The following is a 26686-nucleotide window of genomic DNA, read 5'->3' as shown; positions in this document are numbered from 1 at the left end:
AGCTTCAGGACAGGGCGGGATCGAGCCGCAGCCCCTGCGGCGGCTCGGGCAGCGAAGGCATCGCGGGCACGCCCCGCGAATCCGGCGGCATGTTGCCGCGGCCCAGCGCACCGCCGCGCGGCGGCGCAAGTTCCATGCGCACGCGCCCCGGCGCCTTGCCGCCGCGGCCTGCGGCCGCCGAAGGCTTGAGATAGGCGTAGAGCTGCAGCACCGTTTTCACGTAGTTCTGCGTCTCGCGGTAGTTCGGTATCTTGTTGCCGGCGCGCTGCACCGCGCCCTCGCCCGCGTTGTAGGCCGCAAGCGCGAGCTCGATGTCGCCGGGGAACATCTCGATCAGGTCGCTCAGGTAGCGCGAGCCGGCAGCGATGTTGATGCGCGGGTCGAACAGCTTCTTCTCGAGCGAGCCGCGCTTGTCGGCCTGCACGCCGTAGCGCTGCGCGGTGGCCGGCATCAATTGCATGAGGCCGAGCGCGCCCTTGGGCGACACGGCCTGCGCATCGAAGCCCGACTCGGTGGCGATCAGGGCCTGCAGCAGTTCGTAGTCGATCGCATGGCGCCTGGCGGCTTCGCGCAACGCTCCCTGCGCGGGCTTGTAGCTGGGCGAGGCCTCGAACAGCGCGAGCAGGGTCTGCGAGGCGCGCGGCACCTTGCCGTCGACCTTGCCGGCGCGTCCGCGCAAAAGCGGACCGATGCCGTCCGCCGTGTCGAAGCTCTGGCCGCCGCGGAAGAACAGCTGGTAGCGCTCGTCGAGCTTTTCGGGCGCGAAATGCGCGACGCCCCGCTCGTCGACGTAGCCAAAGATGTCGGCCGCGTGCGCGAGCGGCTGCGTCATCGACAGCAGCAGGGCCAGCAGCAATGGGAGGAAACGGCCAAGGGTGCGCATGGGGGTCAGAGACGCATTTTCGGCGCGAACGCCTACTGCGTCACGCGCTCAAACATCGACCTCGACATCGTCGGCCCGCAGCTCCATCAACTCGCGTCGCGCCGCGGCCTCGCCCTTGCCCATCAGCTTGGTGATCTCGCCCTGCGTGCCCGAGACGTCGAAGCGGCCCAGGCGCACCTGCAGCAGTCGCCGCGTGTCGGGGTTGAGGGTCGTCTCCCACAGCTGCTCGGCGCTCATTTCGCCCAGGCCCTTGAAGCGGCTGATGCTCCAGGCGCCTTCGCGCACGCCGTCCTTGCGCAGCTTGTCGAGGATGGCGACCAGTTCGCCCTCGTCGAGCGCGTAGACCTTTGAGGCCGGCTTCTTGCCGCGCGCCGGCGCGTCGACGCGGAAGAGCGGCGGCTTGGCGACATACACGTGACCGGTTTCGATCAGTTTCGGGAAATGGCGGAAGAACAGCGTCAGGAGCAGCACCTGGATGTGCGAGCCGTCGACGTCGGCATCGCTCAGGATGCAGACCTTGCCGTAGCGCAGGCCCGACATGTCGGGCGTGTCCTCGGGGCCGTGCGGATCGATGCCGATCGCGACCGAGATGTCATGGATTTCGGTGTTGGCGAAGAGGCGGTCGCGCTCCACTTCCCAGGTGTTGAGCACCTTGCCGCGCAGCGGCAGGATGGCCTGGCTTTCCTTGTCGCGGCCCATCTTGGCGCTGCCGCCGGCCGAATCGCCCTCGACCAGGAACACCTCGTTGTGGGCGATGTCCTTGCTCTCGCAGTCGGTCAGCTTGCCGGGCAGCACGGCCACGCCCGAACCCTTGCGCTTCTCGACCTTCTGGCCGGCCTTCTGGCGTGTCTGCGCGGCCTTGATGGCCAGCTCGGCGAGCTTCCTGCCGTAATCGACGTGCTGGTTGAGCCACAGCTCCAGCGCCGGCCGCACGAAGCTGGACACCAACCGCACGGCGTCGCGCGAATTGAGCCGCTCCTTGATCTGGCCCTGGAACTGCGGATCGAGCACCTTGGCCGAGAGCACGTACGAGGCGCGCGCGAACACGTCCTCCGGCAGCAGCTTCACGCCCTTGGGCAGCAGCGAATGCAGTTCGATGAAGCTCTTGACCGCGTTGAACAGGCCGTCGCGCAGACCGCTCTCATGCGTGCCGCCGGCGCTGGTGGGAATGAGGTTGACGTAGCTCTCACGCACCGGCTGGCCTTCCTCGGTGAAGGCGACGCACCACTCGGCGCCCTCGCCCTCGGCGAAGTTGTCGGCGTTCTTGTCGGCATGGCCCGCGCCTTCGAACAGCGGGATCACCGGGTCGCCGTTGAGCTCCTGCATCAGGTAGTCGCGCAGACCGCCCTTGTAGAGCCACTGCTGCGTTTCCTTGGTCTTCTCGACCACCAACGTGACGGTGACGCCCGGCATCAGCACGGCCTTGCTGCGCAGCAGATGGGTCAGCTCATGGATCGGAAGCTGGGGCGATTCGAAGTACTTGGCGTCCGGCCAGGCGCGCACCGTGGTGCCCTGCTTGCGGTCGCCGCCGTCGTTGGCGCGCACCACCAGCGGCTCGATCACGTCGCCGCCGGAGAACGCGAGCTGCGCTGCCTTGCCTTCGCGAAAGGACTGGACCTCGAGCCGCTTCGACAGCGCATTGGTCACCGACACGCCCACGCCGTGCAGGCCGCCCGAGAAGCTGTAGGCACCGCCCGAGCCCTTGTCGAACTTGCCGCCCGCGTGCAACCGGGTGAACACCAGTTCGACCACCGGCGCCTTTTCTTCAGGATGCAGGCCGAAGGGGATGCCGCGGCCATCGTCCTCGACGCTGACCGAGCCGTCCGCGTGCAGCGTGACCTTGATCTTCTTGCCGTAGCCCGCGAGCGCCTCGTCGGCGGCGTTGTCCAGCACTTCCTGGATGATGTGCAGCGGGTTGTCCGTGCGGGTGTACATGCCCGGTCGCTGCTTGACGGGCTCGAGGCCCTTGAGAACGCGGATCGAGCCTTCCGAATAGGCCGGGGGAGTCTTGCTTAGGGTCGCCATGGGGGCGGATTGTATGCGTGGCCCGGCGAAAACCCTGTATGGACATACAGAAGCCCTCTGATGCCGCCGCCGCATCAGCGCGGCCCGAAAATATCAACAATCCCCGTCGCCGCCGTGCCATGCGGCTGCTCCGGCTTTGGATACATTGCCTGGAATGAATTCCACCCTCAAGCCGCTGTCGCTCAAGCAAGTCCTGTTTTGCGGCGCCATGATCGTCACCCTCTCCATGGGCATCCGCCACGGCTTCGGCCTCTGGCTGCAGCCGATCACGCAGGAACAGGGCTGGTCGCGCCAAGGCTTCTCGCTCGCGATCGCGATCCAGAACCTGTCCTGGGGCGTCATCGGCGTCTTCGCCGGCATGCTGGCCGACAAGCTGGGCGCCTTTCGCGTGCTGGTGATGGGCGCGGTGTTCTACGCCCTGGGCCTCGCGGGCATGGCGCTCTCGCCCACGCCGCTGCTCTTCGCGCTGACGGCCGGCGTGCTGATCGGCGCCGCGCAGGCCGGCACCACCTACGCCGTGATCTACGGCGTGATCGGCCGCCAGATTCCGGTGAAGCGGCGCTCCTGGGCCATGGGAGTGGCCGCCGCGGCCGGCTCCTTCGGGCAGTTCCTCATGGTGCCGGTCGAGGGCCACCTGATCGCGGGCTTCGGCTGGCACACGGCCCTGCTGGTGCTGGCGCTCATGGTGCTCCTGATCGTGCCGCTCGCTTTCGGCCTGCGCGAGCCGCGTGTCGGCCACGCAGCCGTCGCGCACCGCGACCAGACCATCCTGCAGGCGGTGCACGAGGCCTTCAAGTACCAGAGCTTCGTGCTGCTGATGGCGGGCTATTTCGTCTGCGGCTTCCAGTTGGCGTTCGTCGGCGTGCACATGCCGAGCTACCTGCGCGACAAGGGGCTGTCGCCCGAGGTGGCGAGCTATGCGCTGGCGCTGGTCGGCCTGTTCAATGTCTTCGGCACCTACGTCGCAGGCTCGCTCGGGGCCCGGCTGGCCAAGCGCAAGCTGCTGGCCGCCATCTACTTCGGCCGTGCGGCGGCGATCGCGATCTTCCTGCTGACGCCGATCACGCCGCTCACGGTGTACGTGTTCGCGAGCGTGATGGGCTTCCTGTGGTTGTCGACCGTGCCGCTGACCAGCGGCATCGTGGCCCAGATCTTCGGCGTGGCGCACCTGTCGATGCTGGGCGGCTTCGTGTTCCTGAGCCACCAGGTCGGCTCCTTCCTCGGCGTCTGGCTCGGCGGCTATCTCTACGACAGCACCGGCAGCTACGACATCGTCTGGTACCTCGCAATCGCGCTCGGCGTGTTCGCGGCGCTGGTCAACCTGCCGGTCAAGGAAGGCGCGATCGCGCGCCCGGTTCCGCAGCCGGCCTGAGATCCTTCGCCATGCGCCCCAACACACGCCATCGCCTCGTGCAAGCCGGCTGGCTGGGCGCGGCGGTGCTGGCGCTGCTGGGCGTGTTCGCGCTTTACACGCGCCCCGGCTTCCTCGTGACGCTGGTGGACCAGATCTGGGCCTGCTTCTGAGCCACGACCTCCCGCCCTCCCCCTGGATCGTGCGCTGGTCGCACCTGCTGGCGCCCGGCGCCGCCGTGCTCGACGTGGCCTGCGGCGCGGGGCGGCACATGCGCTGGTTCGCCGAGCGCGGGCATCCGGTGACGGGCGTGGACCGGTCGCCGGAAGCCATCGCTTCGGCGGCCGAGTTCGGGCAGGCTGTGCTGGCCGACATCGAGTCCGGGCCCTGGCCCCTTGGCGGCCGGGTATTCGGGGCGGTGATCGTCACCAACTACCTCTGGCGGCCGCGCCTGCCCGACATCGTCGCCGCGGTCGCGCCCGGCGGCGTGCTGCTCTACGAAACCTTCGCCGCGGGCAACGAGACCGTGGGCAAGCCCTCGCGGCCCGATTTCCTGCTGCAGCCGGGCGAACTGCTCGGCGCCTGCGCGGGCCTGCGGGTCGTGGCTTACGAGGATGGCTTCCTGGCACAGCCGGAGCGCTTTATGCAGCGGATCGCGGCCGTCCGGCCCGCCATCCACTCGCCCGGAACGCCGCCGCGCTACCCGCTCCGAGGGCCCGCCGCCAGTTAGTAGAATGTCTGCTTTTCGTCCACCGACAAAAGAGACCCCCTTGGAGCAACTGACAGGCAGCATCGTCGCGCTCGTCACGCCGATGCATGACGACGGCAGTGTCGACTATCCCGCCCTGCGCCGGCTGATCGACTGGCACATCGACGAAGGCACCGATTGCCTCGGCGTGGTCGGCACCACCGGCGAGTCGCCGACGGTCGACGTCGAGGAGCATTGCGAGATCATCCGCGTCGCGGTCGAACAGGCCAAGGGCCGCGTTCCCGTGATGGCCGGCTGCGGCGCCAATTCCACCAAGGAAGCGATCGAACTCGCCAGGTTCGCCAAGGGCGTGGGCGCCGACTCGCAATTGCAGGTGGTGCCCTACTACAACAAGCCGACGCAGGAAGGCCAGTACCTGCACTTCAAGGCGATCGCCGAGGCCGTGGGCGATCTGCCCATCGTGCTCTACAACGTGCCCGGCCGCACGGTGGCCGATATAGCGCACGACACCGTGCTGCGCCTGGCGCAGGTGCCCGGCATCGTCGGCATCAAGGAAGCCACCGGCAACATCGAACGCGCGCAGTGGCTGATCCGCGATCTGCCGAAGAATTTCGCGGTGTATTCGGGCGACGATCCGACCGCCGTCGCGCTGATGCTGTGCGGCGGCCAGGGCAACATCAGCGTCACGGCCAACGTGGCGCCGCGCAAGATGCACGAGCTTTGCATGGCCGCGATCGCCGGCGACACCCGGCGCGCGATGCAGATCCAGTTCGAGCTGATGCCGCTGCATCGCCATCTGTTCGTCGAACCGAATCCGATCCCGGTCAAGTGGGCCATGGCCCGGCTCGGCCTGTGCGGCGGTGCACTGCGCCTGCCGCTCACCGAGCTCGCCGAAGCGAGCCGTCCGGTGGTCGAGTCCGCGCTGCGCGCCAGCGGCTTGCTCAAGGACTGATTCCATCCGCACCGCCCTTCGCGAACGCCGGCAACCTTTTGCGCAGCCGGCGCTCTGACACAGCGGGACGCTGCTGCCCATCGATTGAGCTAAACATTCCACAAGGAAGACGACGTTGAAAACCATTTCGCGATTCGCACTGCTGGCCCTGATCGCCAGCCTCGCCGCCTGCTCGGTCCTCGAGAGCGACAAGATCGATTACAAGAGCGCCGGCAAGGCACCCACGCTCGAAGTGCCGCCCGATCTCACGCAGCTCTCGCGCGAGAACCGCTACGCGGTGCCCGGCGGCGCGGTGACGGCCAGCGGCTACCAGGCCGGCATTGCCAACGCGCCCAGCATCCCGACGGCCGTCGGCAACATCGGCGACGTTCGCATGGAGCGCTCGGGTTCGCAGCGCTGGATCGTCGTCAACCGCTCGCCCGACCAGCTCTGGGAGCCGGTGCGCGACTTCTGGCAGGAGAACGGCTTCCTGCTCACCACCGATCAGCGCAACCTCGGCATCATGGAGACCGACTGGGCCGAGAACCGTGCCAAGCTGCCGCAGGACGTCATCCGCGGCACGCTCGGCAAGCTGGTCGATTCGGTCTATTCCACCGGCGAACTCGATCGCTTCCGCACCCGCCTCGAGCGCACGCCCAACGGCACCGAGATCTTCGTGAGCCACCGCGGCATGGAAGAGGTCTACAACACCGCGCGCAAGGACCAGACGGTCTGGCAGCCGCGCGCCACCGACCCCGAGCTCGAAACCGAATTCCTGCGCCGCCTGATGGTGAAGCTGGGCGTTTCGCAGGAGCAGTCGAAGCTGCTCGCCGCGACCAGCGCACCCGCGCGCACCGCCAGCGTCGCCAACGTCGGTGGCCAGCCGGTGGTGCAGATCAACGAGAACTTCGAGCGGGCATGGCGCCGAGTCGGCCTCGCGCTGGACCGCACCGGCTTCACGGTCGAAGACCGCGACCGCAGCGCCGGCACCTACTTCGTGCGCTACGTGGCGCCCAACCCGGACAAGAAGGAGCCCGGCTTCTTCGGCAAGCTGTTCAGCAGCTCGGGCAAGGCCGAGGCGCCGCTCAAGTACCGCATCATGGTCAAGGGCCAGGGCGATGCCAGCACGGTGGCGGTACTCAACGAAAGCGGCGCGCCCGAAACCTCGGCGAATGCACAACGCATCGTGCAGGTCATCGCGGACGACCTGAAGTAGGTCTTCTCGAATGCTGCGCTTCCGCAGTCTGGGCAGCGGCAGCACGGGCAATGCCACGCTGGTCGAGGCGACGAGCGGCGGCCGCACATCGAGGCTCCTGATCGACTGCGGCTTCGGGCTGCGGCAGCTCGACGCGCGGCTGGCACGCGCAGGCCTCGCGGCCTGCGACATCGACGCGGTCTTCGTCACGCACGAGCATGGCGACCACATCGGCTGCGCACACGCGCTGTCGCGCCGCGAGCGGCTGCAGGTCTGGATGAGCGAGGGCACCTGGCTCGCCACCGGCGGACGCGATTTCGAAGGCCGCCTGGGTCTGGCGCGCGACGGCGCTGACATCGAAGTCGGCGACATCGTGGTCCAGCCCTTCACCGTTCCGCACGATGCCCGTGAGCCGCTGCAGCTGCGCTGCACCGATGGCGCACGCAGCCTCGGCGTGCTGACCGACCTCGGGCACGCGACACCGCACGTGCTGGCCCGCTTGATGGGGCTCGACGCGCTGCTGATCGAGTTCAATCACGACAGCGACATGCTGGCCGGCTCGGCCTATCCGCCCTTCCTGAAGCTGCGCGTCGGCGGCAACTACGGCCACTTGTCCAACGCCGCCGCGGCGGCCATTGCGCGTGCCGTGCATCACGGCGGACTGCGCCACGTGCTGGCAGCCCACCTCAGCGAACAGAACAACCGGCCCGAGATCGTGCGGCGCGCGATGGCCGAGGCACTCGGCGCCGGCGAGGACGAGATGCTGACGGCGAACGCCGCAGAGGGCTCGCCCTGGCTCGATCTCTAGGCAATGAAAAAGGCCGCCCGAAGGCGGCCTTTGAGCATGTGTGCTGCAGCCTTACTGCTTGGGTGCTTCCTCTTTCTTCTTGGCCGCTTCGGTGGCGGCATTGGCCGCATCGAGTGCCGACTGCGAGCCGGGCGACGGTGCGGGCGTCGTGGCCGACGTACCGGGCGCAGCAGGTGCTGCTGCCGGTGGAGGCGGAGGTGCGGGTGCCGGCGTGACGGAGGCAGGCGGCGGGGTGACGACGGCCGGCGCGGATTCCTCCTTCTTGCCGCAAGCAGTCAATGCAGCAGCGGCGATCAGCGAGGCGAGCAGGACGGACTTTCTCATTACATGACTCCTTTGGATGAAGGTCTCGAAAGAAAAATTCTAGACCTGCACCTTCGCAGGAAGATGTCTGGCGCCGCGATTCGCGGCATTGGCTTACAAGCCCAGCGTGGAAGCCGGAAAGGCCGGTCGCGCATGCCGCAGGCACTCGTCGATTCTTTCGCGCAAGGCGCGCCGGCCCGCGGGCTCGCGGCCGCAGACACCGCGGCTGCGCTCGACATCGATGCGGTTCAGAAACCAGGACGGCGTCCAGATGCCGCTCGGCACCTGCGGCAGGCCCGGCCCCTCGCAGGCCCGGCAGTCGACAATGTGGCTCCACATGCGGCGCCAGTGCACGAAGCGTGCATGCTCGCGCTCGAACACGTCGAAGCGCTGCGCCAGCAGCACGAAGCTGCGCCCGTTGGCCGACCAGGCCTGCAGCGCATCGGCGATGGCGCGCTCGCCCAGCGGCCAATCGCCGAAGCCGGGGTCGGAGAGGATGATCTCGCGCCAGTTCTGTTGCACACCAGCAGCGAGCGCCGCATGCAGATGGGCCTGAAAGGCATGACGGCCATCGAAGGGCCCCTCGGGCAAGGACGTAGTGTCGACTTCTTCATTCGGCATGCAGCCACCCCGCTTCGCACCAGTCGCCCAGGAGCGCCAGCGCACCTTCGCTCGCGCCTCGGAGATCGCGCGGACCGAGCGCGCGCTGATCGGCCAAAAGGCGCATCAACTTCGCATCGCGGCCCGAGGCGCGAAAGCTTTCGCCGTTGATGTAGAGATGCCGCGCGTCGTAGAGCATACGCGTGCGGCGGTCGAGCGCAACGCCGGCGAGCGCCGACGGCAACTCGCCCTGATCGAACCAGACTGTGGGCTTGGGCTCGGTCATCGATTCGCCCAGCGCACGATCGATCGCGTCGGGGTTGCGCAAGGCGGCCAACACCGCATCGCGCGCAAAGGCTTGCAGGGCGGGCGGTATCGCCGCCGGCGCCTCCACCGCAGGCTGCGTGGGATCGCGGTAATGAAGCGCCGTCTTCGTCGGCGCATCCTCCAGCGCCTCGGCCTGCGCCTCCGCGATGCGCGCGAGCAGGTCGACGCCGAGCGGGGCGGCGGCCGGCGCGCGCAGTCCGATCGAATAGGTCATGCAGTCGCCGCCGACCGCGACACCCTCGTGCGCGTAGCGCGGCGGCAGATAGAGCATGTCGCCGGCTTCGAGCACGAAGCTCTGCTCGGGCTCGAACTGCGCCAGGATCTTGAGCGGCACCTCGGGCTGCAGGCGCAGATCGCGCTGCTTGCCGATGGACCAGCGGCGCTGTCCCTGGGCCTGCAGCAAGAACACGTCGTAGCTGTCGAAATGCGCGCCGACGCCGCCACCGTCGCTCGCATAGCTGATCATCAGGTCATCGAGCCGCGCGTCGGGAACGAAACGGAACTGCTGCAACAATGCATGAACGCCCTGGTGATGCAGATCGACGCCCTGCACGAGCAGTGTCCAGTCAGGCTGCTTCAGCGATGGCAGCGCCCTGCGCGGCAAGGGGCCATGCCGCAGGGTCCAGCCGGCCTTGCCGTGGCGAATGAGGCGCGTCTCGACCTCCTCGCGTTCGGCCAGCGCGAACAGCGCCTGGCGCTCGATCGGTGGCTCCATGGCGGGCACGGCCTGGCGCACGAGCAGCGGTTTCTTCTGCCAGTGACGGCGCATGAATTGCGAAGCGCTGAGGCCGCCGAGCAAAGGCAACGATCGATGAATCTCCATGGGAGAATTCTGCAATGGAAATCTCTGAACAATGCGTGGTCGGCCTGACCTGGACGCTGAAAGACACCCTGGGCGAGGTGCTCGACGTGCTCGACGATCCGGTCGAATTCCTGGTCGGTGGCGACGATCTTTTCGATGCGATCGAGGCCGCCCTGCTCGGCCACGGGCCCGGCGCTCGGGTGCTGCTCCAGCTCGAACCTGAACAGGCCTTCGGCGACTTCAACGACCAGCTGCTCTTCCTCGAGCCGCGCGCCCTCTTTCCTGAAGGCACGGAAGAAGGCATGACCTTCGACGGCGCCGCCTTGCCCGCGGGCGTGAATCACGACATGCCCAAGAACGCGATCTACACCGTGAGCGAGATCTACCCCGAGCACCTGGTGCTCGACGGCAACCATCCGCTCGCAGGTATCGCGATCCGGCTCGACATCACGGTGAAGTCGGTGCGCGAAGCCACCGAAGAAGAAATCGGCCGGGGCACGGCGGGCACAGGTTTCTTCAAGGTGCCGCCGATGGCGCCGGGCAACGACCTGCTGCACTAACAACAAGGGACACAAGGACAAAAAAAGCCGGGCATGCCCGGCTTTTTCTTTTGTGCACTGCGCGCTCAGAAGCGCGAGATCTGGCCGCCGTCGATGCGCACGCGGTCGCCGACGCGCAGGTCGCCCGGGCTCGGCACATCGAAGGAACGGTAGGCACCGTTGTCGGTCTGGATCGAGACGCGGTAGCTTTCGTAGACGCGCGGCGCGTTGCGGTTGGCTTCGATGCTGTTGCCCAGCAGCGCACCGCCGACCACGCCCAGCGCAGTCGCCGCCGCGCGGCCGCTGCCATGACCGAACTGATTGCCGACCACGCCGCCGAGGACGCCGCCGGCCACCGCACCGCCGCCGGTGGTGCCGGTGCCTGCGGTCTGGCTGCGCAGCACCTCGATATTGGCCACATGGCCATATTCCACATAGGGCGACTGGGCCACCGGCTGAACCGGCTGGTACGGATAGCGCGAGGTCTGATAGACCGGCGCCGGCGCCACGCAGGCGGTCAGGGTTGCGAGCGCAAGAACGGATGCAGTGACGGAAACAAGGCGGATTGAAATCTTCATGGTGTAGTGCTCCTCGAAACAGGTCTGGCGCGATGCGCGCTCCGCATGTGTCCTAACGCATCGCGCTCTTGCGCGATGACCGTGCACACATGTTGAAACCTTCGATGCCAAAACCGCATCCCCGGTTCCATTCTTTACCTGTGGGAGCGAGCCTACAGCCCCTCGCCTCAATGCTTGCCGGTCGAGCCGTAGCCGCCTTCGCCGCGCTCGCTGGGCGGGAATTCCGACACCACCCGGAACTGCGCCTGCACCACCGGCACGATCACCAGTTGGGCCAGCCGTTCCATCGGCTGCAGCACGAAGGCGGTGTCGCTGCGGTTCCAGGCGCTGACCTTCAGCTCGCCTTGGTAGTCGCTGTCGATCAGCCCGACGAGATTGCCGAGCACGATGCCATGCTTGTGGCCCAGGCCCGAGCGCGGCAGGATCAGCGCGGCGTAGCCGGGATCGGCCAGGTGGACCGCAATGCCGGTGCCCACCAGTTGCCAGGCGTTCGGTTCCAGCGTGATGGGCGCGTCGAGGCAGGCGCGCAGGTCCAGCCCGGCGCTGCCGGAGGTTGCATAGGCAGGCAACTGGTCCTGCATGCGGGGATCGAGGATTCGAAGGTCGACTTTCACTTACTTGCCACGCCTTTTTTGCTGCTGATGTTCTTGCTGTTTCCTGGCCGCTGCCTCGACCCATTGCTTCCAGTTCTCCATGCCGGGAGGGAGCGCCAGGCGCCGCAGCTTGTGCGCCAGCCAGAGGCCAATCGCAAACACCACCGCGACCACGCCCAAGGGCACGTCGAGCGACAACAGCACGAGCAGGATCAGGACCCAGACGATGCCCAGCACCTTGATCATCTTGCGCACCACGTCGCCGCTGCCCGCCGCCGGGCGCACCTCGCCATTCGACTGGGCGCTGCGCCGCGCGGCAGAGGCTGCATCCGCGATCGCGTTGTGCGGCTCGGAGGACGGCGTCATGCCGACGTCCAGACCGTGCTCGCCGTTCTGGTTCTCGCTTCTGGGCAATGCCGCCTGCGCGGTCAGCCGCTCCACGTAGCTCGCGAAGTCGCCATCAGGCGGCGTGTTCCATTGGGGATTCATCGCTAGCTCCTTGCCGGCAGGCGTGCCGCGATTTCGGCCACCAGGTCGCGCGCCAGCGCGAGCTTGGGCGCACGCGGCAACTCGCGCACGCCCTTGGCGTCGACCAGCAGCAGGCTGTTGTGGTCCTGCCCGAAGGTCAGCGGGCCGATATTGCCGACCAGGAGCGGAATACCCTTGCGTTCGCGCTTGGCCTTCGCGTGCTCGGCCAGGTTTTCGCTTTCGGCCGCGAAACCCACGCAGAACAGCCGGCCGGCCTTGGCGCGCTCGCCTTGCGCGACGGTGAGCAGGATGTCGTCGTTCTCGACGAAATGGAGCGCCGGCGGCTGGCCGCTGCCGTCTTTCTTGATCTTGTGCTTGCTGTGGGATGCCGGCCGCCAATCGGCCACCGCGGCCGTTGCGACGAAGACCGCCGCATCCTGCGTGGCACGCAGGGTCGCGTCGAGCATCTCCTTGGCCGAGATCACGTCGACGCGGCCGACGCCGCGCGGCGTGGGCAGATGCACCGGGCCGGCCACCAGGGTGACTTCGGCGCCCGCCTCGCGCGCCGCGCGCGCGATGGCAAAGCCCATCTTGCCCGACGAGTGGTTGGTGATGCCGCGGATCGGATCGAGCGCCTCGAAGGTCGGGCCGGCCGTGACGACCACGCGCCGGCCGGCCAGCACCTTGGGCTGGAACTGCGCCACGATCTCCTCGAGGAGTTGCTCGGCCTCGAGCATGCGGCCGTCGCCGGTCTCGCCGCAGGCCTGCCAGCCGTTGCCGACACCCAGCACCCGAGCGCCGTCGGCGTCGACCTGGCGCAAGTTGCGCTGCGTGGCCGGATGAACCCACATCTCGCGATTCATGGCCGGCGCGATCAGGAGCGGCACGCGCTCGGCCGGACGCGCGAGGCAGAGCAGGCTCAGCAGTTCGTCGGAACGCCCCTGCACCAGGCGGGCAATGAAATCGGCACTCGCAGGCGCCAGCACGATCGCATCGGCCTCGCGGCTCAGGTTGATGTGCGGCATGTTGTTGGCCTCGCGCCCGTCCCACTGCGAGGTGTAGACCGGCCGGCCGGACAGCGCCTGCATGGTCACCGGGGTGATGAACTGCGTGGCAGCCTCGGTCATCACCACCTGCACGGTGGCGCCGGCCTTGACGAGCAGCCTGCAAAGTTCGGCCGACTTGTAGCAGGCGATGCCACCGGTCAGGCCCAGAACGATGTGTTTTCCTGCGAGGTCTTGCATGGCCGGCAGTGTATCTGTGGCGGCCCTACGGCGGCCAGGGCAAGAGGCCCCACCTATAATCCCCATTTCCCACTGCCCGGACCTGCAAGTTCGGAACTGGCATGACCAAATTCGTCTTCGTCACCGGTGGTGTGGTGTCTTCCCTGGGCAAGGGAATCGCCTCCGCCTCGCTCGCCGCGATCCTCGAATCGCGCGGCCTCAAAGTCACCCTCATCAAGCTGGACCCCTACATCAACGTCGACCCCGGCACGATGTCGCCCTTCCAGCACGGCGAGGTCTTCGTCACCGACGACGGCGCCGAAACCGACCTCGATCTCGGCCACTACGAGCGCTTCGTCACCACGCGCATGCGCAAGGCCAACAACTTCACCACCGGCCAGATCTACAAGTCGGTGCTCGAGAAGGAGCGCCGCGGCGACTATCTCGGCAAGACGGTGCAGGTGATTCCGCACATCACCAACGAGATCCAGGAATACATCAAGCGCGGCGCCGGCCTCGGCACGCCGCACGAGGTGGACGTGGCGATCGTCGAGATCGGCGGCACCGTCGGCGACATCGAATCGCTGCCCTTCCTCGAAGCGGTGCGCCAGATGAGCCTGCGCATGGGCCCCAACAACTCGGCCTTCGTGCACCTGAGCTACGTGCCCTGGATCGCCGCCGCCGGCGAACTCAAGACCAAGCCCACCCAGCACACCGCCAAGGAACTGCGCGCCATCGGCATCCAGGCCGATGCCCTGCTGTGCCGCGCCGACCGGCCCATTCCGGACGACGAACGCGCCAAGATCTCGCTGTTCTCCAACGTGCCCGAATGGGGCGTGATCTCGATGTGGGACGTGGACACCATCTACAAGGTGCCGCGCATGCTGCACGAACAAGGCCTGGACGGGCTGATCTGCGACAAGCTGCGCATCAACACGCCGCCGGCCAAGCTCAAGCGCTGGGACGACCTGGTCTACGAGGTCGAGCATCCGCAGAAGGAAGTGACGATCGCGATGGTCGGCAAGTACGTCGACCTCTCCGACAGCTACAAGTCGCTCAACGAAGCGCTGCGCCATGCCGGCATGAAGAACCATGCGCGCGTGAAGATCGACTACGTCGACTCGGAAACCATCTCCCCGCAGGACGTGGCCCGGCTCGCCAAGTACGACGCGATCCTGGTGCCGGGCGGCTTCGGCCAGCGCGGCGTCGAGGGCAAAATCTCGGCGGCGCGTTTTGCCCGCGAAACGAAGGTGCCGTACCTCGGCATCTGCCTGGGCATGCAGGTCGCGACCATCGAGTACGCCCGCAACGTCGCCGGGCTCAAGAACGCCAACAGCACCGAGTTCGATCCCGAAACCTCCTGCCCCGTGATCGCGCTGATCACCGAGTGGAAGGACAACGACGGCACTATCAAGCTGCGCGACGAGAAGTCCGACCTCGGCGGCACCATGCGCCTGGGCGCCCAAAGCTCCGACGTGGCCGCGGGCACGCTGGCCCACAGCATCTACGGCGACGTGGTGACCGAGCGCCACCGCCACCGCTACGAGGCCAACGTCAACTACCTCGACGAGCTGCGCCGCGCCGGCCTGGTGATCTCGGCGCTCACCCAGCGCGAGCATCTGACCGAGATCGTCGAGCTGCCGCAGGACGTGCACCCGTGGTTCATGGGCGTGCAGTTCCACCCCGAATTCAAGTCCACGCCGTGGAGCGGCCATCCCTTGTTCAACGCCTTCATCAAGGCGGCGCTGGAACACCAGGGCGCGGACAAGAAAGCACTGAAGGTCGTGGCATGAAACTCTGCGGATTCGACATCGGGCTCGACAAGCCCTTCTTCCTGATCGCCGGCCCCTGTGTCGTCGAGTCCGAGCAATTGCAGATGGACACTGCCGGCACGCTGAAGGAAATCACCTCCGCGCTCGGCATCCCCTTCATCTTCAAGAGCAGCTTCGACAAGGCCAACCGCTCCTCGGGCACCAGCTTCCGCGGCCCGGGCCGCGACAAGGGCCTGGAGATCCTGGCCAAGGTCAAGCGCGAGCTGGGCCTGCCGGTCTTGACCGACGTGCACACCGAAGAAGACATCGCGGCCGCTGCACAGGTGGTCGACGTGCTGCAGACGCCCGCCTTCCTGTGCCGCCAGACCGACTTCATCCGCGCCGCGGCGCAGTCGGGCAAGCCGGTCAACATCAAGAAGGGCCAGTTCCTCGCGCCGCACGACATGAAGAACGTGATCGACAAGGCGCGCGCGGCGGCCAAGGAAAAGGGGCTGCCCGAAGACAGCTTCATGGCCTGCGAGCGCGGCGCCAGCTTCGGCTACAACAACCTGGTGTCGGACATGCGCTCGCTCGCGATCATGCGCGAGACCGGCGCGCCGGTGGTGTTCGATGCCACGCACTCGGTGCAGCTGCCCGGCGGCCAGGGCACGAGCTCGGGCGGCCAGCGCGAGATGGTGCCGGTGCTGTCGCGCGCCGCGGTCGCCGTGGGCGTGGCCGGCCTCTTCATGGAGACGCACCCCGATCCTGCCAAGGCACTGAGCGACGGGCCGAATGCCGTGCCGCTCAAGCACATGAAGGCGCTGCTCGAGACGCTGCTGGCGCTCGACGGCGTTACCAAGAAAAACGCATTCCTGGAGAACACATTTCAGTCATGAGCGCATACATCATTGCGAATGTCGAGGTCACGAATCCGACGCAATATGAGGAGTACAAGAAGCTGTCCTCCAAAGCCATGCAGGTCTACGGCGCAGAAGTCTGCGTGCGCGGCGGCAAGGTCGAAGTGCTCGAGGGCGATTGGAATCCGCAACGCCTCGTCGTGCTCAAGTTCCCGAGCGTCGAGGCCGCGAAGAAGTTCAGCGAGTCGCCTGAATACGGAGAAGCTCGCGCGTCTCGCCAAGGTGCGGCGGTCATGCGAATGATCGTTGTCGAAGGTCTGTGATTCGAATTTTTGAGAAAGAGAAAAGATGAGTGCAATCGTTGACATCGTCGGGCGCGAAATTCTCGACAGCCGCGGCAACCCCACCGTCGAATGCGACGTGCTGCTCGAATCGGGCACCATGGGCCGCGCGGCGGTTCCCTCCGGTGCTTCGACCGGCTCGCGCGAGGCGATCGAGCTGCGCGACGGCGACAAGAGCCGCTACCTGGGCAAGGGCGTGCTCAAGGCGGTGGAGAACATCAACACCGAGATCTCCGAGGCCGTGCTGGGCCTGGACGCGAGCGAACAGGCCTTCCTGGACCGCACGCTGAACGACCTCGACGGCACCGACAACAAGGCCCGCCTGGGCGCCAACGCGACCCTGGCCGTGTCGATGGCCGTGGCCCGCGCCGCGGCCGAAGAATCGGGCCTGCCGCTGTACCGCTACTTCGGCGGCATGGGCGGCATGCAGCTGCCGGTGCCGATGATGAACGTCATCAACGGCGGCGCGCACGCCAACAACAGCCTGGACCTGCAGGAGTTCATGATCATCCCCGTGGGCGCGACCAGCTTCCGCGAAGCGGTGCGCTACGGCGCCGAGGTGTTCCATGCGCTCAAGAAGATCCTGGGCGACCGCGGTATCAGCACCGCCGTGGGCGACGAAGGCGGTTTCGCGCCGAGCGTCGAAAACCATGAAGCCGCGATCCAGCTGATCCTGGAAGCGATCGACAAGGCCGGCTACACGGCAGGCACGCAGATCGCACTGGGCCTGGACTGCGCGGCCAGCGAGTTCTACAAGGACGGCCACTACGTTCTCTCCGGCGAGAACCTCACGCTGTCGGCCGGCAACTGGATCGACATGCTCGCGACCTGGGTCGACAAGTACCCGATCATCAGCATCGAAGACGGCATGCACGAAGGCGACTGGGACGGCTGGAAGATGCTGACCGAACGCCTCGGCAAGCGCGTGCAGCTGGTGGGTGACGACCTGTTCGTGACCAACACCAAGATCCTGCAGGAAGGCATCGACAAGGGCATCGCCAACTCGATCCTGATCAAGATCAACCAGATCGGCACCCTGACCGAGACCTTCGCCGCGATCGAGATGGCCAAGCGCGCCGGCTACACCGCCGTGATCAGCCACCGCTCGGGCGAAACCGAAGACTCGACCATCGCAGACATCGCGGTCGGCACCAACGCCGGCCAGATCAAGACCGGCTCGCTGTCGCGTTCGGACCGCATCGCCAAGTACAACCAGCTGCTGCGCATCGAGGAAGACCTCGGCGACGTCGCCAGCTACCCCGGCCGCGGCGCCTTCTACAACCTGCGCTAGCCCTGCGACCGAGACGCCATGCGTTCACGCGTCGTCCCGATCATCCTGGTCCTGTTGCTGCTGATCCTCCAGTGGCAGCTCTGGACCGGGCGCGGGAGCGTGCGCGACGTGGTCCAGCTCAAGGACAAGCTGGCCGAGCAGAAGGAGTCCAATGCGCGAGCGGCCGTGACCAACGACCGGCTCAACTCCGAGGTCAACGACTTGAAGGAAGGGCTCGAGATGGTCGAGGAGCGCGCGCGGCAGGAGCTCGGCATGGTCAAGCCCAACGAAGTGTTCGTGCAGATCGCGCGCTGAATGCCATGACGCCTGCGCTGCCGGCCGGCTGCGTGATCGCGCTGCTAGGCGCTGATGACGGCGGCAATACCCAGCTCGCCGAGGCGCTCGCGCAACGGCTTGCGCAGCGCGGCATCGCCGCCACGCTCGTGGCCGACCCCTTGCCCGAACACGCGTTCGATGCAACCGCGCTCGAGGCGTATCGCGGCCATGCCCTCATCCTGCTCATCGCCCCGGCCTCGCCGACGCCGATCGACGAGATGCTGCGCAAGGCGCTGATGGACGCGAACCTGAGCTTTGCGGTGGTGCACGGCGAAGGCGCGGAGCAACTGGCCAACGCATGGAATGCGATCAACGCCGCCGCAGATCCCGACGCCCGCCGAAGTGCCGCGCGGGGAGCGGCAGCTGCATGGTCCTGGGCCTGCGACAAGTGCTCCGACCCCGCGTGCGAACACCGGCTGTTCAGCGATCTCGTTGCGAAGCGCTCGTAAAGGAACCGAACGAATGCATCTCAGACTCCGTGCGGCCGCCCTGCTGTGGGCCCTGCTGTCTTCCGCGGCAGTTTCGGCCGCGCCAATCCAGGCGACGATCGACAACGAGACCCACGCGACCGCCTGCGCCGAAGAAGACAACGTTTCGCTGAACCTGAGCGGAAAGAACATCCGCAAATTCCGCGTCGAGGCGCTGCCACCCGTGTACCTGGCATCCATCGACAAAGACATCACTGCGCCGGATTTTTCGGGCTGCAACTTCGATGGCAGCACGCATCCCACGGACCCGCGCCACACCTTCAAGGAGCGCCGCGAAGTGCTGCACGACGGGCCGCGCTGGATGGTCGTCGGCATGACGCTGCCCAGCTTCTGGCGGCCGCACCGCGTGCCGGTGCGCGTCGACGGACGCAAGACCGCAGGCGGGTTCCACATGATCCAGGTCTTCGCGAAGACCGGCGCCAAGCCGCTCGAAGCGCTGGTGATGTACCCCGCCGACGGCTACTGGCGCATCAAGCCGCTGCCGGCACCGCGCTTCGGCGACGGTGTCTACGGTTCGTCCTTCGTGATGGGGCCGGTCGAGCAGGCCGGGCGTCCGGTCGCGAGCATCACCGACATTGCCATCGACACGCAGCCGCTCCGGTTCAAGCTGAAGTTCGCGAACGGTGGCTCAGCGACTGTTGATGTCCAGGAGATCAGCGCGTCGCGCACCGCGCTCGGCGTCGCCATGAAGCCGGGGCGCCGGCACGGTCCCCGATTCGCGGTCCTGCGCTCGATGTACGTCGCGCCCGACAACGCCGACATGAGCGAGGTGTCGTGGCGAACCACACCGCAAGCCGCCACCGAGACCAAGCCGCTGCCGGAAGTGTCCACGCTGCAGGCGGCGGAAGTGCGCTTCGGCCGCAGCCTCCCTTCGCGCCACAACACGAGCGCGCCGGACATCCGCTTCAGCGGCTTCGAGCGATCTACTGCATCACCGGGCTCGCCGGCAGTTGGTCGCCCGGCGCGGTGAACAGCTGCGCGACATCGACCGCATCGAAGCGGTACTGCTTGCCGCAGAAGTCGCAGCCGACCTCGATATCGCCGCGCTCGACGAGGATGCCCTCGGCCTCCTCCACACCCAGCCCGCGGATCATCTGGGCCACGCGCTCGCGGCCGCAGGTGCATGCGAAATGCGGCCCCACCATGCCGCTCTGCGGCTCGAAGCGCAGCAGCTTCTCTTCCCAGAACAGGCGGCGCAGGATGGTCTCGACGTCGAGCGTGAGCAGCTCGTCGCGCGTCAAGGTGGAGGCGAGGATCGAGATGCGGTTGTAGTCCTCGTTGTGGCCGATCTGGTCCTCGTTGGCTTGGTTGCGATCGCCGGCGGCCGTGCCTTCGAGGTTGGCCTCGCCCTTCACCGGCAGGCGCTGGATCAGGAGGCCGGCCGCCACCTTGTCGTCGGCCGCGAGCACCAGCGTGGTGTCGAGCTGTTCGCTTTGCAGCATGTAGTGCTGCAGAACCTCGCTCAGGCGGCCGAGCTTCTCGCCGCTGTCGCCGTGAAGCGGCACCACGCCCTGATAGGGCTGCTGGCCCGGCAGCTTGTCCTTGGGGTCGAGCGTGATCGCGCAACGGCCCTTGTTGCTGACATTGACCATCTCGGGCAGATGCGCATCGGACGCGAGCTCGCCCACCACCTTGGCGGTGGCGCGCAGGCTCAGGTCGGGTTTGACCTCGGCGACAGCGACCTTGACCGGGCCGTCGCCAAAGATCTGCAGGATCAGCGCACCGTTGAACTTGATGTTGGCCTGCATCAGCGTGGCCGCCGCCGTCATCTCGCCGAGCAGTTCGGCCACCGGGGTCGGATAGGCGCCGGTACTCGTGTTGGAGGCGCGCCGCGCCAGGATTTCCTGCCAGGCTTCCGTCAGGCGAACGATCATGCCGCGCACCGGCATGCCGTCGAACAGGAACTTGTGCAACTCGCTCAAGACAATCTCTCCGAGCGGCTTCTTCAGCCGATCTTCTTCAGGCCCTTCGCGAAGCGACGGGCGTTTTTCACATAGTGGTCGGCATTCTGCCGAAGACGGGCGGCGGCGGCATCGTCGAGCGTGCGCACCACCTTGGCCGGCGAGCCGATGATCAGCGAGTTGTCGGGAAACTCCTTGCCTTCGGTCACGACGCTACCGGCGCCAACGATCGAGTTGCGGCCGATCCTGGCGTTATTCAAGACCACTGCCCCGATACCGATCAGCGAGTTGTCGCCCACGGTGCAGCCGTGGAGCACGACCTGATGGCCCACCGTCACGTTCTCGCCGATGGTCAGCGGCACGCCGGCATCGGCATGCAGCATCGAAAGGTCCTGGATGTTGCTGTTGCGGCCGATGGTCAGGGTGTCGCTGTCGCCACGCGCCACCACGCCGAACCAGATGCTCGCGTTCTCGCCCATGACGACACGGCCGATGACCTGTGCGCTGTCTGCGACATAGGCGCCCGGTCCAAGCTGCGGCGCCACGCCGTCGATTTCGTAGAGGGCCATCGCCGTGCTCCTGAAGGGGGAAAACTAGAATTGTAGGGATGCACCCCCGCCTCGGCGCCCTGGCCGCGCTGCGCCTGACAGATCCCGACCGCAAGGTCGCGGCGACGCGCGCCACGGCGGCGCAGGCCGCGCTGCATCCGATGGCGCCGGAGCCCGTCCGCGCAGCCGGCGACGAGGCCGGCGTCCCGGGCCGCCCCGATCGCCCGCTGCGCGTGGCCGCCACCGCGGTCGAGAAGCGCTCGCCCTTCACGCCCGAGGGCCGCGCGGCGCTGGTCCATTCGATCTGCCACATCGAGTTCAACGCGATCAATCTCGCGCTCGACGCCACCTGGCGCTTCGACGGCATGCCCGAGGCCTACTACCGCGACTGGCTGCGCGTGGCCGACGAGGAGGCGCAGCACTTCACGCTGCTTCACGAGCATCTGCGCGGCATGGGCTGCAGCTATGGCGACTTCACCGGCCATGACGGCCTGTGGAGCATGTGCGAGAAGACCAAGGACGATGTGCTCGCGCGCATGGCGCTGGTGCCGCGCACTCTGGAGGCGCGCGGGCTGGATGCGACACCGCTGATCCAGGCCAAGCTCCGGCGCGTGAACACGCCCGATGCGCTCAGGGCCTGCGAGATCCTCGACATCATCCTGCGCGACGAGGTCGGCCACGTGGCCATCGGCAACCGCTGGTACCGCTGGTTGTGCGAGCGCGAAGGCTTCGATCCGATCGCGCACTACCGCGTGCTGTATCGGCGCCACGAGGCGCCGCGCCTGCGAGCGCCCTTCAACCTCGAGGCCCGCGCGCGGGCCGGGTTTACCGACGAGGAACTACAGAACCTGCAGCAGGACTAGCCGGCAGGCCGCCGCGACACCACCAGCTTGGTCGTGAGCCGCTGGCAAACATCGCCATGCTGGTTGAGCGTCTCGCTGCGCACCACCACCATGCCGCGCTCGGGCCGCGAGCGCGAGGGGATCACTTCCAGCACCTCGCTCTCGACATGCAGCACGTTGCCCGGACGGGTCGGCTTGGGCCACTGGATCTCGCCGCCCGAACCGATGATGCCGTCGGCCAGCGGCAGACCGCTTTGAACCAAGAGCCGCATCGTGATCGAGGCCGTGTGCCAGCCGCTGGCCGCGAGGCCCTGGAAGAAGGTGCTTTTCGCTGCCTCCACATCCAGGTGGAAGGGTTGCGGATCGAAGCGCTGCGCGAAATCGACGATCTGCGCCGCGTCCAGCGCCTGTTCGCCGCTCGTGAAGCGAGCGCCCGGCGACAGGTCTTCCAGGTACAGGGTTCCGGCCATGGAGGCTCCTCGGGTGTGGGCGGGGAATCTTGTCACGCGGTGCTCAAACGCGCTCGAGCACCGTGGCGATGCCCTGCCCGCCGCCGATGCACTGCGTGGCCAGCGCATAGCGGCCCTTCTCGCGCACCAGCAGCGAAGCCGCCTTGCCCGTGATGCGCGCACCGGTGGCGCCCAGCGGATGGCCGATCGCGAGCCCGCCGCCATCGAGGTTGACGGTGGCTGGGTTCAATCCCAGCTCGCGGATGCAGGCCAGCGCCTGCGAAGAGAAAGCCTCGTTGATCTCGACCACGTCGAGATCAGCCACCGTGAGGCCGGCACGTGCCAGTGCCTTGCGCGTGGCCGGGATCGGGCCGATGCCCATCACGGCCGGGTCGACGCCGACCGTGGCAAAGGACTTGATGCGCGCCAGCGCCTGCAGCCCGTGCCTGGCGGCGAAGGCATCGCTCACGACCAGCACCGCGGCCGCGCCATCGGTGAGCGGCGAGGAGGTGCCGGCCGTGACCACGCCGTCGGACCGGAACGCCGGCTTCAGTCCGGCCAGCGCTTCGAGCGAGGTGGCCGGACGGATGCAGCCGTCGGCGCTGATCAATTCACCCGAAACTGCGGCGATCGGAACGATCTCGCCGGCGAGCCGCCCCTCATCGCGCGCGGCGGCCGCCTTCCGGTGCGACTGCACGGCCAGCGCCTCCTGGTCGGCCCGGCTCACATGCCAGCGCTCGGCCACGTTCTCGGCCGTTTCGCCCATCGAGATGTAGGCATCGGTGTTCGCCTTCAGCTCGGGGCTGGGCGAGAAGTTGAAGCCGCCCTGCGGCACCATCGTCATCGACTCCACGCCCACGCACAGGAAGGCGTCGCCCATGCCGGACTCGATCTGCGCCGCCGCGATGTGCACCGCCTGCATCGAGGAGCCGCAGAAGCGGTTGACCGTCATGCCACCGACCTCGTGCGGCAGCCCGGCGAGCAGCCCGACGATGCGCGCCAGGTTGTTGCCCTGCGCGGCTTCCGGATAGGCGCAGCCGAGGATGATGTCTTCGAGCAGCGAGGGGTCGAGGTCGGTGCGCCGCAACAGGCCCTTGACCACTTCTGCGGCCAGCGTGTCGGGCCGCACCTCGGCCAGGGCGCCCTTCCTGGCGAAATGGAAGGGGGAACGGGCGTACCCGGCGATGACGGCTTTCATGGGTTTCTCCTTTGCATAACTACCTACCAATCGGTAGCCCTTCGAGACAAAAATAAGGCACGCTTGAACGTGCCTCGACAACGGTGTCAGCTCGCGAGCGAGCGCTTCAACTGGGCAATGCTTTCATCGAAATCGTCCACGCGGCCGGTCATGCGCGCGGCCAGCAGCGCGCCCTGGCAGACCGCAAATACATAGGCGGCCAACTCGCCGACCGGTGCCGACGGCTTGCGGCCCGAGGCCAGCGCCCCGAGCACGCCGGTGAGCCAAAGCACCTGCGCGCTGCGCAAGTCGCGCACCGCCTGCCGCAGCTCGTCGTTGATGCAATCCCAGCCGGGCGCGAGCGCCCCCGCGGGGCAAACGCCCTCGCCGGCATGCAGGCCGTTGCGGTACATGCGGAAGTAGGCATCCAGCGCGGCCTGCGGCGAGCGCTCCTTGGCGACCGTCCAGTCCTTGAAAGCCTGCATGGCTTCGCGCAGCACCTCGATGCCGAGCGCTTCCTTGGTCGGGAAGTGGTGATACAGGCTGGGCTTGCGGATGCCGATCGCGTTGGCCACGTCCTGGAAGCTGAAGCCCAGATAGGAGCGCGTCTGGATCAGCTCGCGCGCCACGCGCAGGATCTGCTCCCGCGTGGAGGCGCCGGCCAAGTCGGTCGAAGTCGCATTCATCTACCTACTATAAGGTAGGCAATTTCGAAAGACAAGCGCATGCCCCTCATTGCGAAATTCATCCCCTCTAAGATTCCTTCATGACACAACCCCTCACTCCCGGCTTGGCCGCTCTGGAAGCACGCGTGCGCCAGGACCTGGCCTGGCTGGATCTGCCGTCCAAGGATTGGGTGATCGCCCTTCCGCACCAGGGCAGCGATGTGCTGCCGGTAGCGATCATCGGCGGCGGCATGGCAGGCATGGCGGCCTCTGCGGCGCTCCTGCAACTGGGCATCAAGGCGCCGATCTTCGACCAGTCCCCCGAAGGCTTCGAAGGCCCGTGGGCGACCACGGCACGAATGGAGACGCTGCGCTCGCCCAAGCAACTGACCGGCCCGGCGCTGGGCTTGCCGTCGTTGACTTTCCGCGCCTGGTTCGAGGCCCAGTTCGACCTGCCTGCCTGGGAGGCGCTCGACAAGATCCCCCGCCTGCAATGGATGGATTACCTGCGCTGGTACCGCCGCGTACTGGAACTGGACGTCCGCAACCAGCACCGCGTTCACGCCGTGCTGCCGCGCGCCGATGGTCTGGTGGCCCTGGACATCGAATCGCCCGACGGGCGCGGCACGGTCCTGGCCCGGCGCGTGGTGCTGGCCACCGGCCGCGACGGCCTGGGCGGCGCCTGGGTCCCGGCCTTCGCACGCCTCCTGCCGCCCGAACGCTGGGCCCATTCGTCCGATGCCATGGACTACCGAACGCTGGCCGGCATGCGGGTCGGCGTGATCGGCGCCGGTGCCTCGGCAATGGACAGCGCGGCAACCGCGCTGGAAGCCGGCGCGGCCAGCGTGGACCTGCTGATCCGCCGCCCCGACATCCCGCGCGTCAACAAGGGCAAGGGCGCGGGCAACGCCGGCATGACGCACGGCTTTCTGGACCTGCCCGACGCATGGAAATGGCGCATCCGCCACTACATCAACGTGCAGCAGACCCCGCCGCCGCAGGGCAGCACCTTGCGCGTGTCGCAACATCCGAATGCGCGCTTCAACCTCGGCTGCGCGATTCTCGATGTGCAGTGGACCGACGGGCTGTTGAAGGCGTACACCTCCAAGGGCCTGTTCACGCTGGACTTCCTGATCCTGTCGACCGGTTTCCGCATCGATTGGCATGCGCGGCCCGAGTTTGCAGCGCTGGCGCCGCACATCCGCGCATGGAAAGACCGCTACACCCCGCCGGCCGGCGAAGAAGACGCCGAACTCGCGGATTCGCCCGACCTGGGCGCCGCGTTCGAGCTGCAGGAAAGGCGGCCGGGCACCTGCCCCGGCCTCTCGCGCGTGCACTGCTTCTGCTACCCCGCCGCGCTGACGCATGGCACCGTCTCCGGCGACATCCCCGCCATCAGCGATGGCGCGAAGCGGCTGGCGCAAGGCATTGCCAGCCTGCTCTACCGCGAAGACATCGAGATGCACTACACCCGCCTGCAAGCCTACGACGAGCCCGAGCTGCTGGGCAACGAATGGACGCCGGCCGATTCCCCCGCCATCGAAGAAGGACAACGCACATGAGCTCATCCACCTCCTACAACCCGGCCGAGGACCTGGTCGACCGCATCGTCGGCCTCGACGCCGCAGTGCAAGGCAGCGCCACCCATGCGCTGCGCCACCAGCGCGACAAGGTGGCGGCCGCGACCCAGGGCAGCTACGACGCGCTGTTCGACCCTGCGCTGCCGGGCCTCTCGCTGCGCGAGCGTTTGCTGGTGGCGTTGTATGCATGCCGCCTGACGCCGGCCCCCGAACTGGCCGCGCATTACCGCGAGCGGCTGCAGGCCGAAGGCACCCAAGCCGGGCTGATCGAGGCGGTGGCAGGCGGCACGGCCCAAGGCGCAGGCGATGCGCGCCTGCAAGCACTGCTCACGTTCACCCGTACGCTGATCGAGCGTCCGGTCGAAGGCGACCGTGTGGCCGTGCAGGCGCTGCCGGCCGCCGGCGTAGCCACGCCGGCCGTGGTGGCCCTGTCGCAACTGATCGCGTTCCTCTCGTACCAGACGCGGCTGGCGGCAGGTCTGAAGGCGATGAAGAGCCTGGAGGCCGGCGCATGAGCAACGGCATCATCCGATCGCACGGCTTCACCAACGAAACGCTGGGCTGGAGCGCCTGGCTCGACGTCGTGACGCTGGACCAGGCCACGCCCAAGCAGATCGCGGTACTGGAAGAAAGCCATCCCAAGGCCAAGGTCTCCGACTACTACCTCTTTCTGGTGCACCAGCCTGAAATCCTGCGTCAACGCTCGACCGCGTTCAACGCCATCATGTACGCGCCCGGCGGCATGTCGCGCGCTGAACGCGAGCTCGGCGCCACGGTGGTGTCGCGCATCAACGGCTGCGTCTACTGTGCATCGGTGCATGCGCAACGCTTCGAGCAGCTGGCCAAGCGCAACGACGTGATCACGCAGGTCTTCGACGACCCGCACACGGCCGGCACCACACCGCGCGAGCAGGCGATCGCGCGCTTCTCCATCGCCTTGACCGCTGCGCCCGATCAGGTGTCGGCCGACAGCATCCGCGCACTGAAAGACGCCGGCCTCGACGAGACGGAGATCCTGGACCTGATTCACTCGGTCGCCATCTTCGCGTGGGCCAACCGCTTGATGCTGAACCTGGGCGAACCGGTGTTCCCGCAGCAACAACCCGTCGCGCCCTGACGCCGGCCCGGCCCATTCATTTTTCTTCC

30 protein-coding genes and 1 pseudogene are annotated in these 26686 nt (G+C 67.3%); 17 read left to right on the top strand and 14 right to left on the bottom strand.

The features are described 5' to 3' along the window. Window positions 1-4: 4 nt before the first annotated feature. Complete coding sequence (locus ACSQ89_RS10510) at window positions 5-883, bottom strand: lytic transglycosylase domain-containing protein (RefSeq protein WP_093102586.1); 879 nt, start codon at window positions 881-883, stop codon at window positions 5-7. Window positions 884-931: 48 nt separating this feature from the next. Next, the gene (locus ACSQ89_RS10505) at window positions 932-2908 is read right to left on the bottom strand and encodes a DNA topoisomerase IV subunit B (protein ID WP_093102584.1); all 1977 of its coding nucleotides are present in this window, start codon (window positions 2906-2908) and stop codon (window positions 932-934) included. 154 nt (window positions 2909-3062) lie between these two features. Between ACSQ89_RS10505 and ACSQ89_RS10500 the strand changes: the two genes are divergently transcribed. The 6 genes from ACSQ89_RS10500 to ACSQ89_RS10475 all read left to right on the top strand — a co-directional run bounded on the left by ACSQ89_RS10500 (window position 3063) and on the right by ACSQ89_RS10475 (window position 7902). After that, the gene (locus ACSQ89_RS10500) at window positions 3063-4280 is read left to right on the top strand and encodes an MFS transporter (RefSeq protein ID WP_436290585.1); all 1218 of its coding nucleotides are present in this window, start codon (window positions 3063-3065) and stop codon (window positions 4278-4280) included. Between the two features lie 11 nt (window positions 4281-4291). Beyond that, window positions 4292-4432, top strand: coding sequence for a hypothetical protein (locus ACSQ89_RS10495; RefSeq protein ID WP_436290586.1), 141 nt, complete (start codon window positions 4292-4294; stop codon window positions 4430-4432). Window positions 4433-4461: 29 nt separating this feature from the next. Further along, complete coding sequence (locus ACSQ89_RS10490; protein WP_436290587.1) at window positions 4462-4989, top strand: class I SAM-dependent methyltransferase; 528 nt, start codon at window positions 4462-4464, stop codon at window positions 4987-4989. A gap of 4 nt (window positions 4990-4993) precedes the next feature. After that, the gene (gene dapA, locus ACSQ89_RS10485) at window positions 4994-5920 is read left to right on the top strand and encodes a 4-hydroxy-tetrahydrodipicolinate synthase (RefSeq protein WP_093102578.1); all 927 of its coding nucleotides are present in this window, start codon (window positions 4994-4996) and stop codon (window positions 5918-5920) included. 115 nt (window positions 5921-6035) lie between these two features. Continuing rightward, the gene (gene bamC / locus ACSQ89_RS10480; protein WP_093102577.1) at window positions 6036-7115 is read left to right on the top strand and encodes an outer membrane protein assembly factor BamC; all 1080 of its coding nucleotides are present in this window, start codon (window positions 6036-6038) and stop codon (window positions 7113-7115) included. Between the two features lie 10 nt (window positions 7116-7125). Continuing rightward, window positions 7126-7902, top strand: a complete 777-nt coding sequence (locus tag ACSQ89_RS10475; RefSeq protein ID WP_093102575.1) for an MBL fold metallo-hydrolase — start codon at window positions 7126-7128, stop codon at window positions 7900-7902. A gap of 51 nt (window positions 7903-7953) precedes the next feature. Here ACSQ89_RS10475 and ACSQ89_RS10470 read toward each other — a convergent pair whose 3' ends face one another. The 3 genes from ACSQ89_RS10470 to ACSQ89_RS10460 form a co-directional block, all read right to left on the bottom strand. Further along, window positions 7954-8226, bottom strand: a complete 273-nt coding sequence (locus ACSQ89_RS10470; RefSeq protein ID WP_436290588.1) for a hypothetical protein — start codon at window positions 8224-8226, stop codon at window positions 7954-7956. A gap of 93 nt (window positions 8227-8319) precedes the next feature. Then, entirely contained in the window at window positions 8320-8826 is a 507-nt protein-coding gene (locus ACSQ89_RS10465; protein WP_436290589.1) for a hypothetical protein, read from the bottom strand. Beyond that, window positions 8816-9955: a cupin domain-containing protein gene (locus ACSQ89_RS10460; RefSeq protein ID WP_093102569.1), complete on the bottom strand. Its 1140-nt coding sequence runs from the start codon at window positions 9953-9955 to the stop codon at window positions 8816-8818. The genes ACSQ89_RS10465 and ACSQ89_RS10460 overlap by 11 nt, the downstream gene beginning before the upstream one ends. 14 nt (window positions 9956-9969) lie before the next feature. Here ACSQ89_RS10460 and ACSQ89_RS10455 point away from each other — a divergent pair, with 14 nt between their 5' ends. Continuing rightward, window positions 9970-10494, top strand: a complete 525-nt coding sequence (locus ACSQ89_RS10455; protein WP_093102567.1) for an FKBP-type peptidyl-prolyl cis-trans isomerase — start codon at window positions 9970-9972, stop codon at window positions 10492-10494. A 65-nt stretch (window positions 10495-10559) separates the two neighbouring features. Here the strand turns inward: ACSQ89_RS10455 and ACSQ89_RS10450 are convergent, their stop codons facing one another. The 4 genes from ACSQ89_RS10450 to coaBC all read right to left on the bottom strand — a co-directional run bounded on the left by ACSQ89_RS10450 (window position 10560) and on the right by coaBC (window position 13356). After that, on the bottom strand, window positions 10560-11051 hold the full coding sequence (locus tag ACSQ89_RS10450; protein ID WP_093102566.1) for a glycine zipper 2TM domain-containing protein: 492 nt from the start codon (window positions 11049-11051) through the stop codon (window positions 10560-10562). A gap of 167 nt (window positions 11052-11218) precedes the next feature. Then, window positions 11219-11665 carry a dUTP diphosphatase gene (gene dut, locus ACSQ89_RS10445; protein WP_093102564.1) on the bottom strand — a complete coding sequence of 149 codons (447 nt, stop codon included), beginning with the start codon at window positions 11663-11665 and terminating at the stop codon, window positions 11219-11221. Beyond that, window positions 11666-12133, bottom strand: a complete 468-nt coding sequence (locus ACSQ89_RS10440; RefSeq protein ID WP_093102562.1) for a hypothetical protein — start codon at window positions 12131-12133, stop codon at window positions 11666-11668. It abuts the gene before it with no gap. 2 nt (window positions 12134-12135) lie between these two features. Continuing rightward, window positions 12136-13356 (bottom strand): bifunctional phosphopantothenoylcysteine decarboxylase/phosphopantothenate--cysteine ligase CoaBC, encoded by a 1221-nt coding sequence (gene coaBC / locus ACSQ89_RS10435; RefSeq protein WP_093102560.1) that lies wholly within the window; start codon window positions 13354-13356, stop codon window positions 12136-12138. Window positions 13357-13457: 101 nt separating this feature from the next. On the opposite strand from coaBC, the gene ACSQ89_RS10430 reads away from it, so the two are divergent. Genes ACSQ89_RS10430 through ACSQ89_RS10400 form a run of 7 tightly spaced genes read left to right on the top strand, consistent with a single transcriptional unit; the run spans window position 13458 to window position 19348 of the window. Further along, complete coding sequence (locus tag ACSQ89_RS10430) at window positions 13458-15128, top strand: CTP synthase (protein ID WP_093102558.1); 1671 nt, start codon at window positions 13458-13460, stop codon at window positions 15126-15128. After that, window positions 15125-15982: a 3-deoxy-8-phosphooctulonate synthase gene (gene kdsA, locus ACSQ89_RS10425; protein WP_093102556.1), complete on the top strand. Its 858-nt coding sequence runs from the start codon at window positions 15125-15127 to the stop codon at window positions 15980-15982. Before ACSQ89_RS10430 ends, kdsA begins: the two co-directional genes overlap by 4 nt. Next, window positions 15979-16266, top strand: a complete 288-nt coding sequence (locus ACSQ89_RS10420) for a DUF1330 domain-containing protein (RefSeq protein ID WP_093102554.1) — start codon at window positions 15979-15981, stop codon at window positions 16264-16266. Before kdsA ends, ACSQ89_RS10420 begins: the two co-directional genes overlap by 4 nt. A gap of 25 nt (window positions 16267-16291) precedes the next feature. Continuing rightward, window positions 16292-17575, top strand: a complete 1284-nt coding sequence (eno, locus tag ACSQ89_RS10415) for a phosphopyruvate hydratase (RefSeq protein ID WP_093102552.1) — start codon at window positions 16292-16294, stop codon at window positions 17573-17575. A gap of 18 nt (window positions 17576-17593) precedes the next feature. After that, window positions 17594-17869 carry a cell division protein FtsB gene (gene ftsB / locus ACSQ89_RS10410; protein ID WP_436290590.1) on the top strand — a complete coding sequence of 92 codons (276 nt, stop codon included), beginning with the start codon at window positions 17594-17596 and terminating at the stop codon, window positions 17867-17869. 5 nt (window positions 17870-17874) lie between these two features. After that, window positions 17875-18339: a hypothetical protein gene (locus ACSQ89_RS10405; protein WP_093102549.1), complete on the top strand. Its 465-nt coding sequence runs from the start codon at window positions 17875-17877 to the stop codon at window positions 18337-18339. Between the two features lie 13 nt (window positions 18340-18352). Beyond that, complete coding sequence (locus ACSQ89_RS10400) at window positions 18353-19348, top strand: hypothetical protein (RefSeq protein WP_436290591.1); 996 nt, start codon at window positions 18353-18355, stop codon at window positions 19346-19348. Here ACSQ89_RS10400 and ACSQ89_RS10395 read toward each other — a convergent pair. Then, on the bottom strand, window positions 19302-20300 hold the full coding sequence (locus ACSQ89_RS10395) for an Hsp33 family molecular chaperone HslO (protein WP_436290592.1): 999 nt from the start codon (window positions 20298-20300) through the stop codon (window positions 19302-19304). The two genes, ACSQ89_RS10400 and ACSQ89_RS10395, sit on opposite strands and share 47 nt — an antisense overlap. 23 nt (window positions 20301-20323) lie before the next feature. After that, complete coding sequence (locus ACSQ89_RS10390; RefSeq protein WP_093102543.1) at window positions 20324-20848, bottom strand: gamma carbonic anhydrase family protein; 525 nt, start codon at window positions 20846-20848, stop codon at window positions 20324-20326. Between the two features lie 38 nt (window positions 20849-20886). On the opposite strand from ACSQ89_RS10390, the gene ACSQ89_RS10385 reads away from it, so the two are divergent. Further along, window positions 20887-21690 carry a ferritin-like domain-containing protein gene (locus tag ACSQ89_RS10385; RefSeq protein WP_436290593.1) on the top strand — a complete coding sequence of 268 codons (804 nt, stop codon included), beginning with the start codon at window positions 20887-20889 and terminating at the stop codon, window positions 21688-21690. On the opposite strand, the gene ACSQ89_RS10380 is transcribed toward ACSQ89_RS10385, so the two are convergent. The 3 genes from ACSQ89_RS10380 to ACSQ89_RS10370 form a co-directional block, all read right to left on the bottom strand. Continuing rightward, on the bottom strand, window positions 21687-22139 hold the full coding sequence (locus tag ACSQ89_RS10380; protein WP_436290594.1) for a MaoC family dehydratase: 453 nt from the start codon (window positions 22137-22139) through the stop codon (window positions 21687-21689). The genes ACSQ89_RS10385 and ACSQ89_RS10380 overlap by 4 nt on opposite strands. 43 nt (window positions 22140-22182) lie before the next feature. After that, window positions 22183-23316: a thiolase family protein gene (locus tag ACSQ89_RS10375; RefSeq protein WP_436290595.1), complete on the bottom strand. Its 1134-nt coding sequence runs from the start codon at window positions 23314-23316 to the stop codon at window positions 22183-22185. An 86-nt stretch (window positions 23317-23402) separates the two neighbouring features. Then, complete coding sequence (locus ACSQ89_RS10370) at window positions 23403-23981, bottom strand: TetR/AcrR family transcriptional regulator (RefSeq protein ID WP_436290596.1); 579 nt, start codon at window positions 23979-23981, stop codon at window positions 23403-23405. A gap of 80 nt (window positions 23982-24061) precedes the next feature. Here ACSQ89_RS10370 and ACSQ89_RS10365 point away from each other — a divergent pair, with 80 nt between their 5' ends. Continuing rightward, complete coding sequence (locus ACSQ89_RS10365; protein ID WP_436290597.1) at window positions 24062-25522, top strand: FAD/NAD(P)-binding protein; 1461 nt, start codon at window positions 24062-24064, stop codon at window positions 25520-25522. After that, window positions 25519-26657 (top strand): annotated as a pseudogene (locus tag ACSQ89_RS10360) (CMD domain-containing protein). The gene ACSQ89_RS10365 and the pseudogene ACSQ89_RS10360 overlap by 4 nt, the downstream one beginning before the upstream one ends. Window positions 26658-26686: the final 29 nt, after the last annotated feature.

It is taken from the genome of Variovorax sp. LjRoot175 (assembly GCF_964253805.1).
GTDB lineage: Bacteria > Pseudomonadota > Gammaproteobacteria > Burkholderiales > Burkholderiaceae_C > Variovorax.
This window is presented reverse-complemented; position numbering and strand designations above follow the sequence as displayed.

Coding starts and splice junctions, on each gene's coding strand:
- ACSQ89_RS10470 (WP_436290588.1), bottom strand. CDS start 8,226: ATGAGAAAGTCCGTCCTGCTCGCCTCGCTGATCGCCGCTGCTGCATTG.
- ACSQ89_RS10465 (WP_436290589.1), bottom strand. CDS start 8,826: ATGCCGAATGAAGAAGTCGACACTACGTCCTTGCCCGAGGGGCCCTTC.
- ftsB (WP_436290590.1), top strand. CDS start 17,594: ATGCGTTCACGCGTCGTCCCGATCATCCTGGTCCTGTTGCTGCTGATC.
- ACSQ89_RS10400 (WP_436290591.1), top strand. CDS start 18,353: ATGCATCTCAGACTCCGTGCGGCCGCCCTGCTGTGGGCCCTGCTGTCT.
- ACSQ89_RS10510 (WP_093102586.1), bottom strand. CDS start 883: ATGCGCACCCTTGGCCGTTTCCTCCCATTGCTGCTGGCCCTGCTGCTG.
- ACSQ89_RS10495 (WP_436290586.1), top strand. CDS start 4,292: ATGCGCCCCAACACACGCCATCGCCTCGTGCAAGCCGGCTGGCTGGGC.
- ACSQ89_RS10455 (WP_093102567.1), top strand. CDS start 9,970: ATGGAAATCTCTGAACAATGCGTGGTCGGCCTGACCTGGACGCTGAAA.
- eno (WP_093102552.1), top strand. CDS start 16,292: ATGAGTGCAATCGTTGACATCGTCGGGCGCGAAATTCTCGACAGCCGC.
- ACSQ89_RS10440 (WP_093102562.1), bottom strand. CDS start 12,133: ATGAATCCCCAATGGAACACGCCGCCTGATGGCGACTTCGCGAGCTAC.
- ACSQ89_RS10370 (WP_436290596.1), bottom strand. CDS start 23,981: ATGAATGCGACTTCGACCGACTTGGCCGGCGCCTCCACGCGGGAGCAG.
- dapA (WP_093102578.1), top strand. CDS start 4,994: ATGTCTGCTTTTCGTCCACCGACAAAAGAGACCCCCTTGGAGCAACTG.
- kdsA (WP_093102556.1), top strand. CDS start 15,125: ATGAAACTCTGCGGATTCGACATCGGGCTCGACAAGCCCTTCTTCCTG.
- ACSQ89_RS10405 (WP_093102549.1), top strand. CDS start 17,875: ATGACGCCTGCGCTGCCGGCCGGCTGCGTGATCGCGCTGCTAGGCGCT.
- ACSQ89_RS10430 (WP_093102558.1), top strand. CDS start 13,458: ATGACCAAATTCGTCTTCGTCACCGGTGGTGTGGTGTCTTCCCTGGGC.
- ACSQ89_RS10365 (WP_436290597.1), top strand. CDS start 24,062: ATGACACAACCCCTCACTCCCGGCTTGGCCGCTCTGGAAGCACGCGTG.
- ACSQ89_RS10380 (WP_436290594.1), bottom strand. CDS start 22,139: ATGGCCGGAACCCTGTACCTGGAAGACCTGTCGCCGGGCGCTCGCTTC.
- ACSQ89_RS10390 (WP_093102543.1), bottom strand. CDS start 20,848: ATGGCCCTCTACGAAATCGACGGCGTGGCGCCGCAGCTTGGACCGGGC.
- ACSQ89_RS10500 (WP_436290585.1), top strand. CDS start 3,063: ATGAATTCCACCCTCAAGCCGCTGTCGCTCAAGCAAGTCCTGTTTTGC.
- ACSQ89_RS10375 (WP_436290595.1), bottom strand. CDS start 23,316: ATGAAAGCCGTCATCGCCGGGTACGCCCGTTCCCCCTTCCATTTCGCC.
- ACSQ89_RS10475 (WP_093102575.1), top strand. CDS start 7,126: ATGCTGCGCTTCCGCAGTCTGGGCAGCGGCAGCACGGGCAATGCCACG.
- coaBC (WP_093102560.1), bottom strand. CDS start 13,356: ATGCAAGACCTCGCAGGAAAACACATCGTTCTGGGCCTGACCGGTGGC.
- ACSQ89_RS10450 (WP_093102566.1), bottom strand. CDS start 11,051: ATGAAGATTTCAATCCGCCTTGTTTCCGTCACTGCATCCGTTCTTGCG.
- ACSQ89_RS10505 (WP_093102584.1), bottom strand. CDS start 2,908: ATGGCGACCCTAAGCAAGACTCCCCCGGCCTATTCGGAAGGCTCGATC.
- ACSQ89_RS10460 (WP_093102569.1), bottom strand. CDS start 9,955: ATGGAGATTCATCGATCGTTGCCTTTGCTCGGCGGCCTCAGCGCTTCG.
- ACSQ89_RS10420 (WP_093102554.1), top strand. CDS start 15,979: ATGAGCGCATACATCATTGCGAATGTCGAGGTCACGAATCCGACGCAA.
- ACSQ89_RS10385 (WP_436290593.1), top strand. CDS start 20,887: ATGCACCCCCGCCTCGGCGCCCTGGCCGCGCTGCGCCTGACAGATCCC.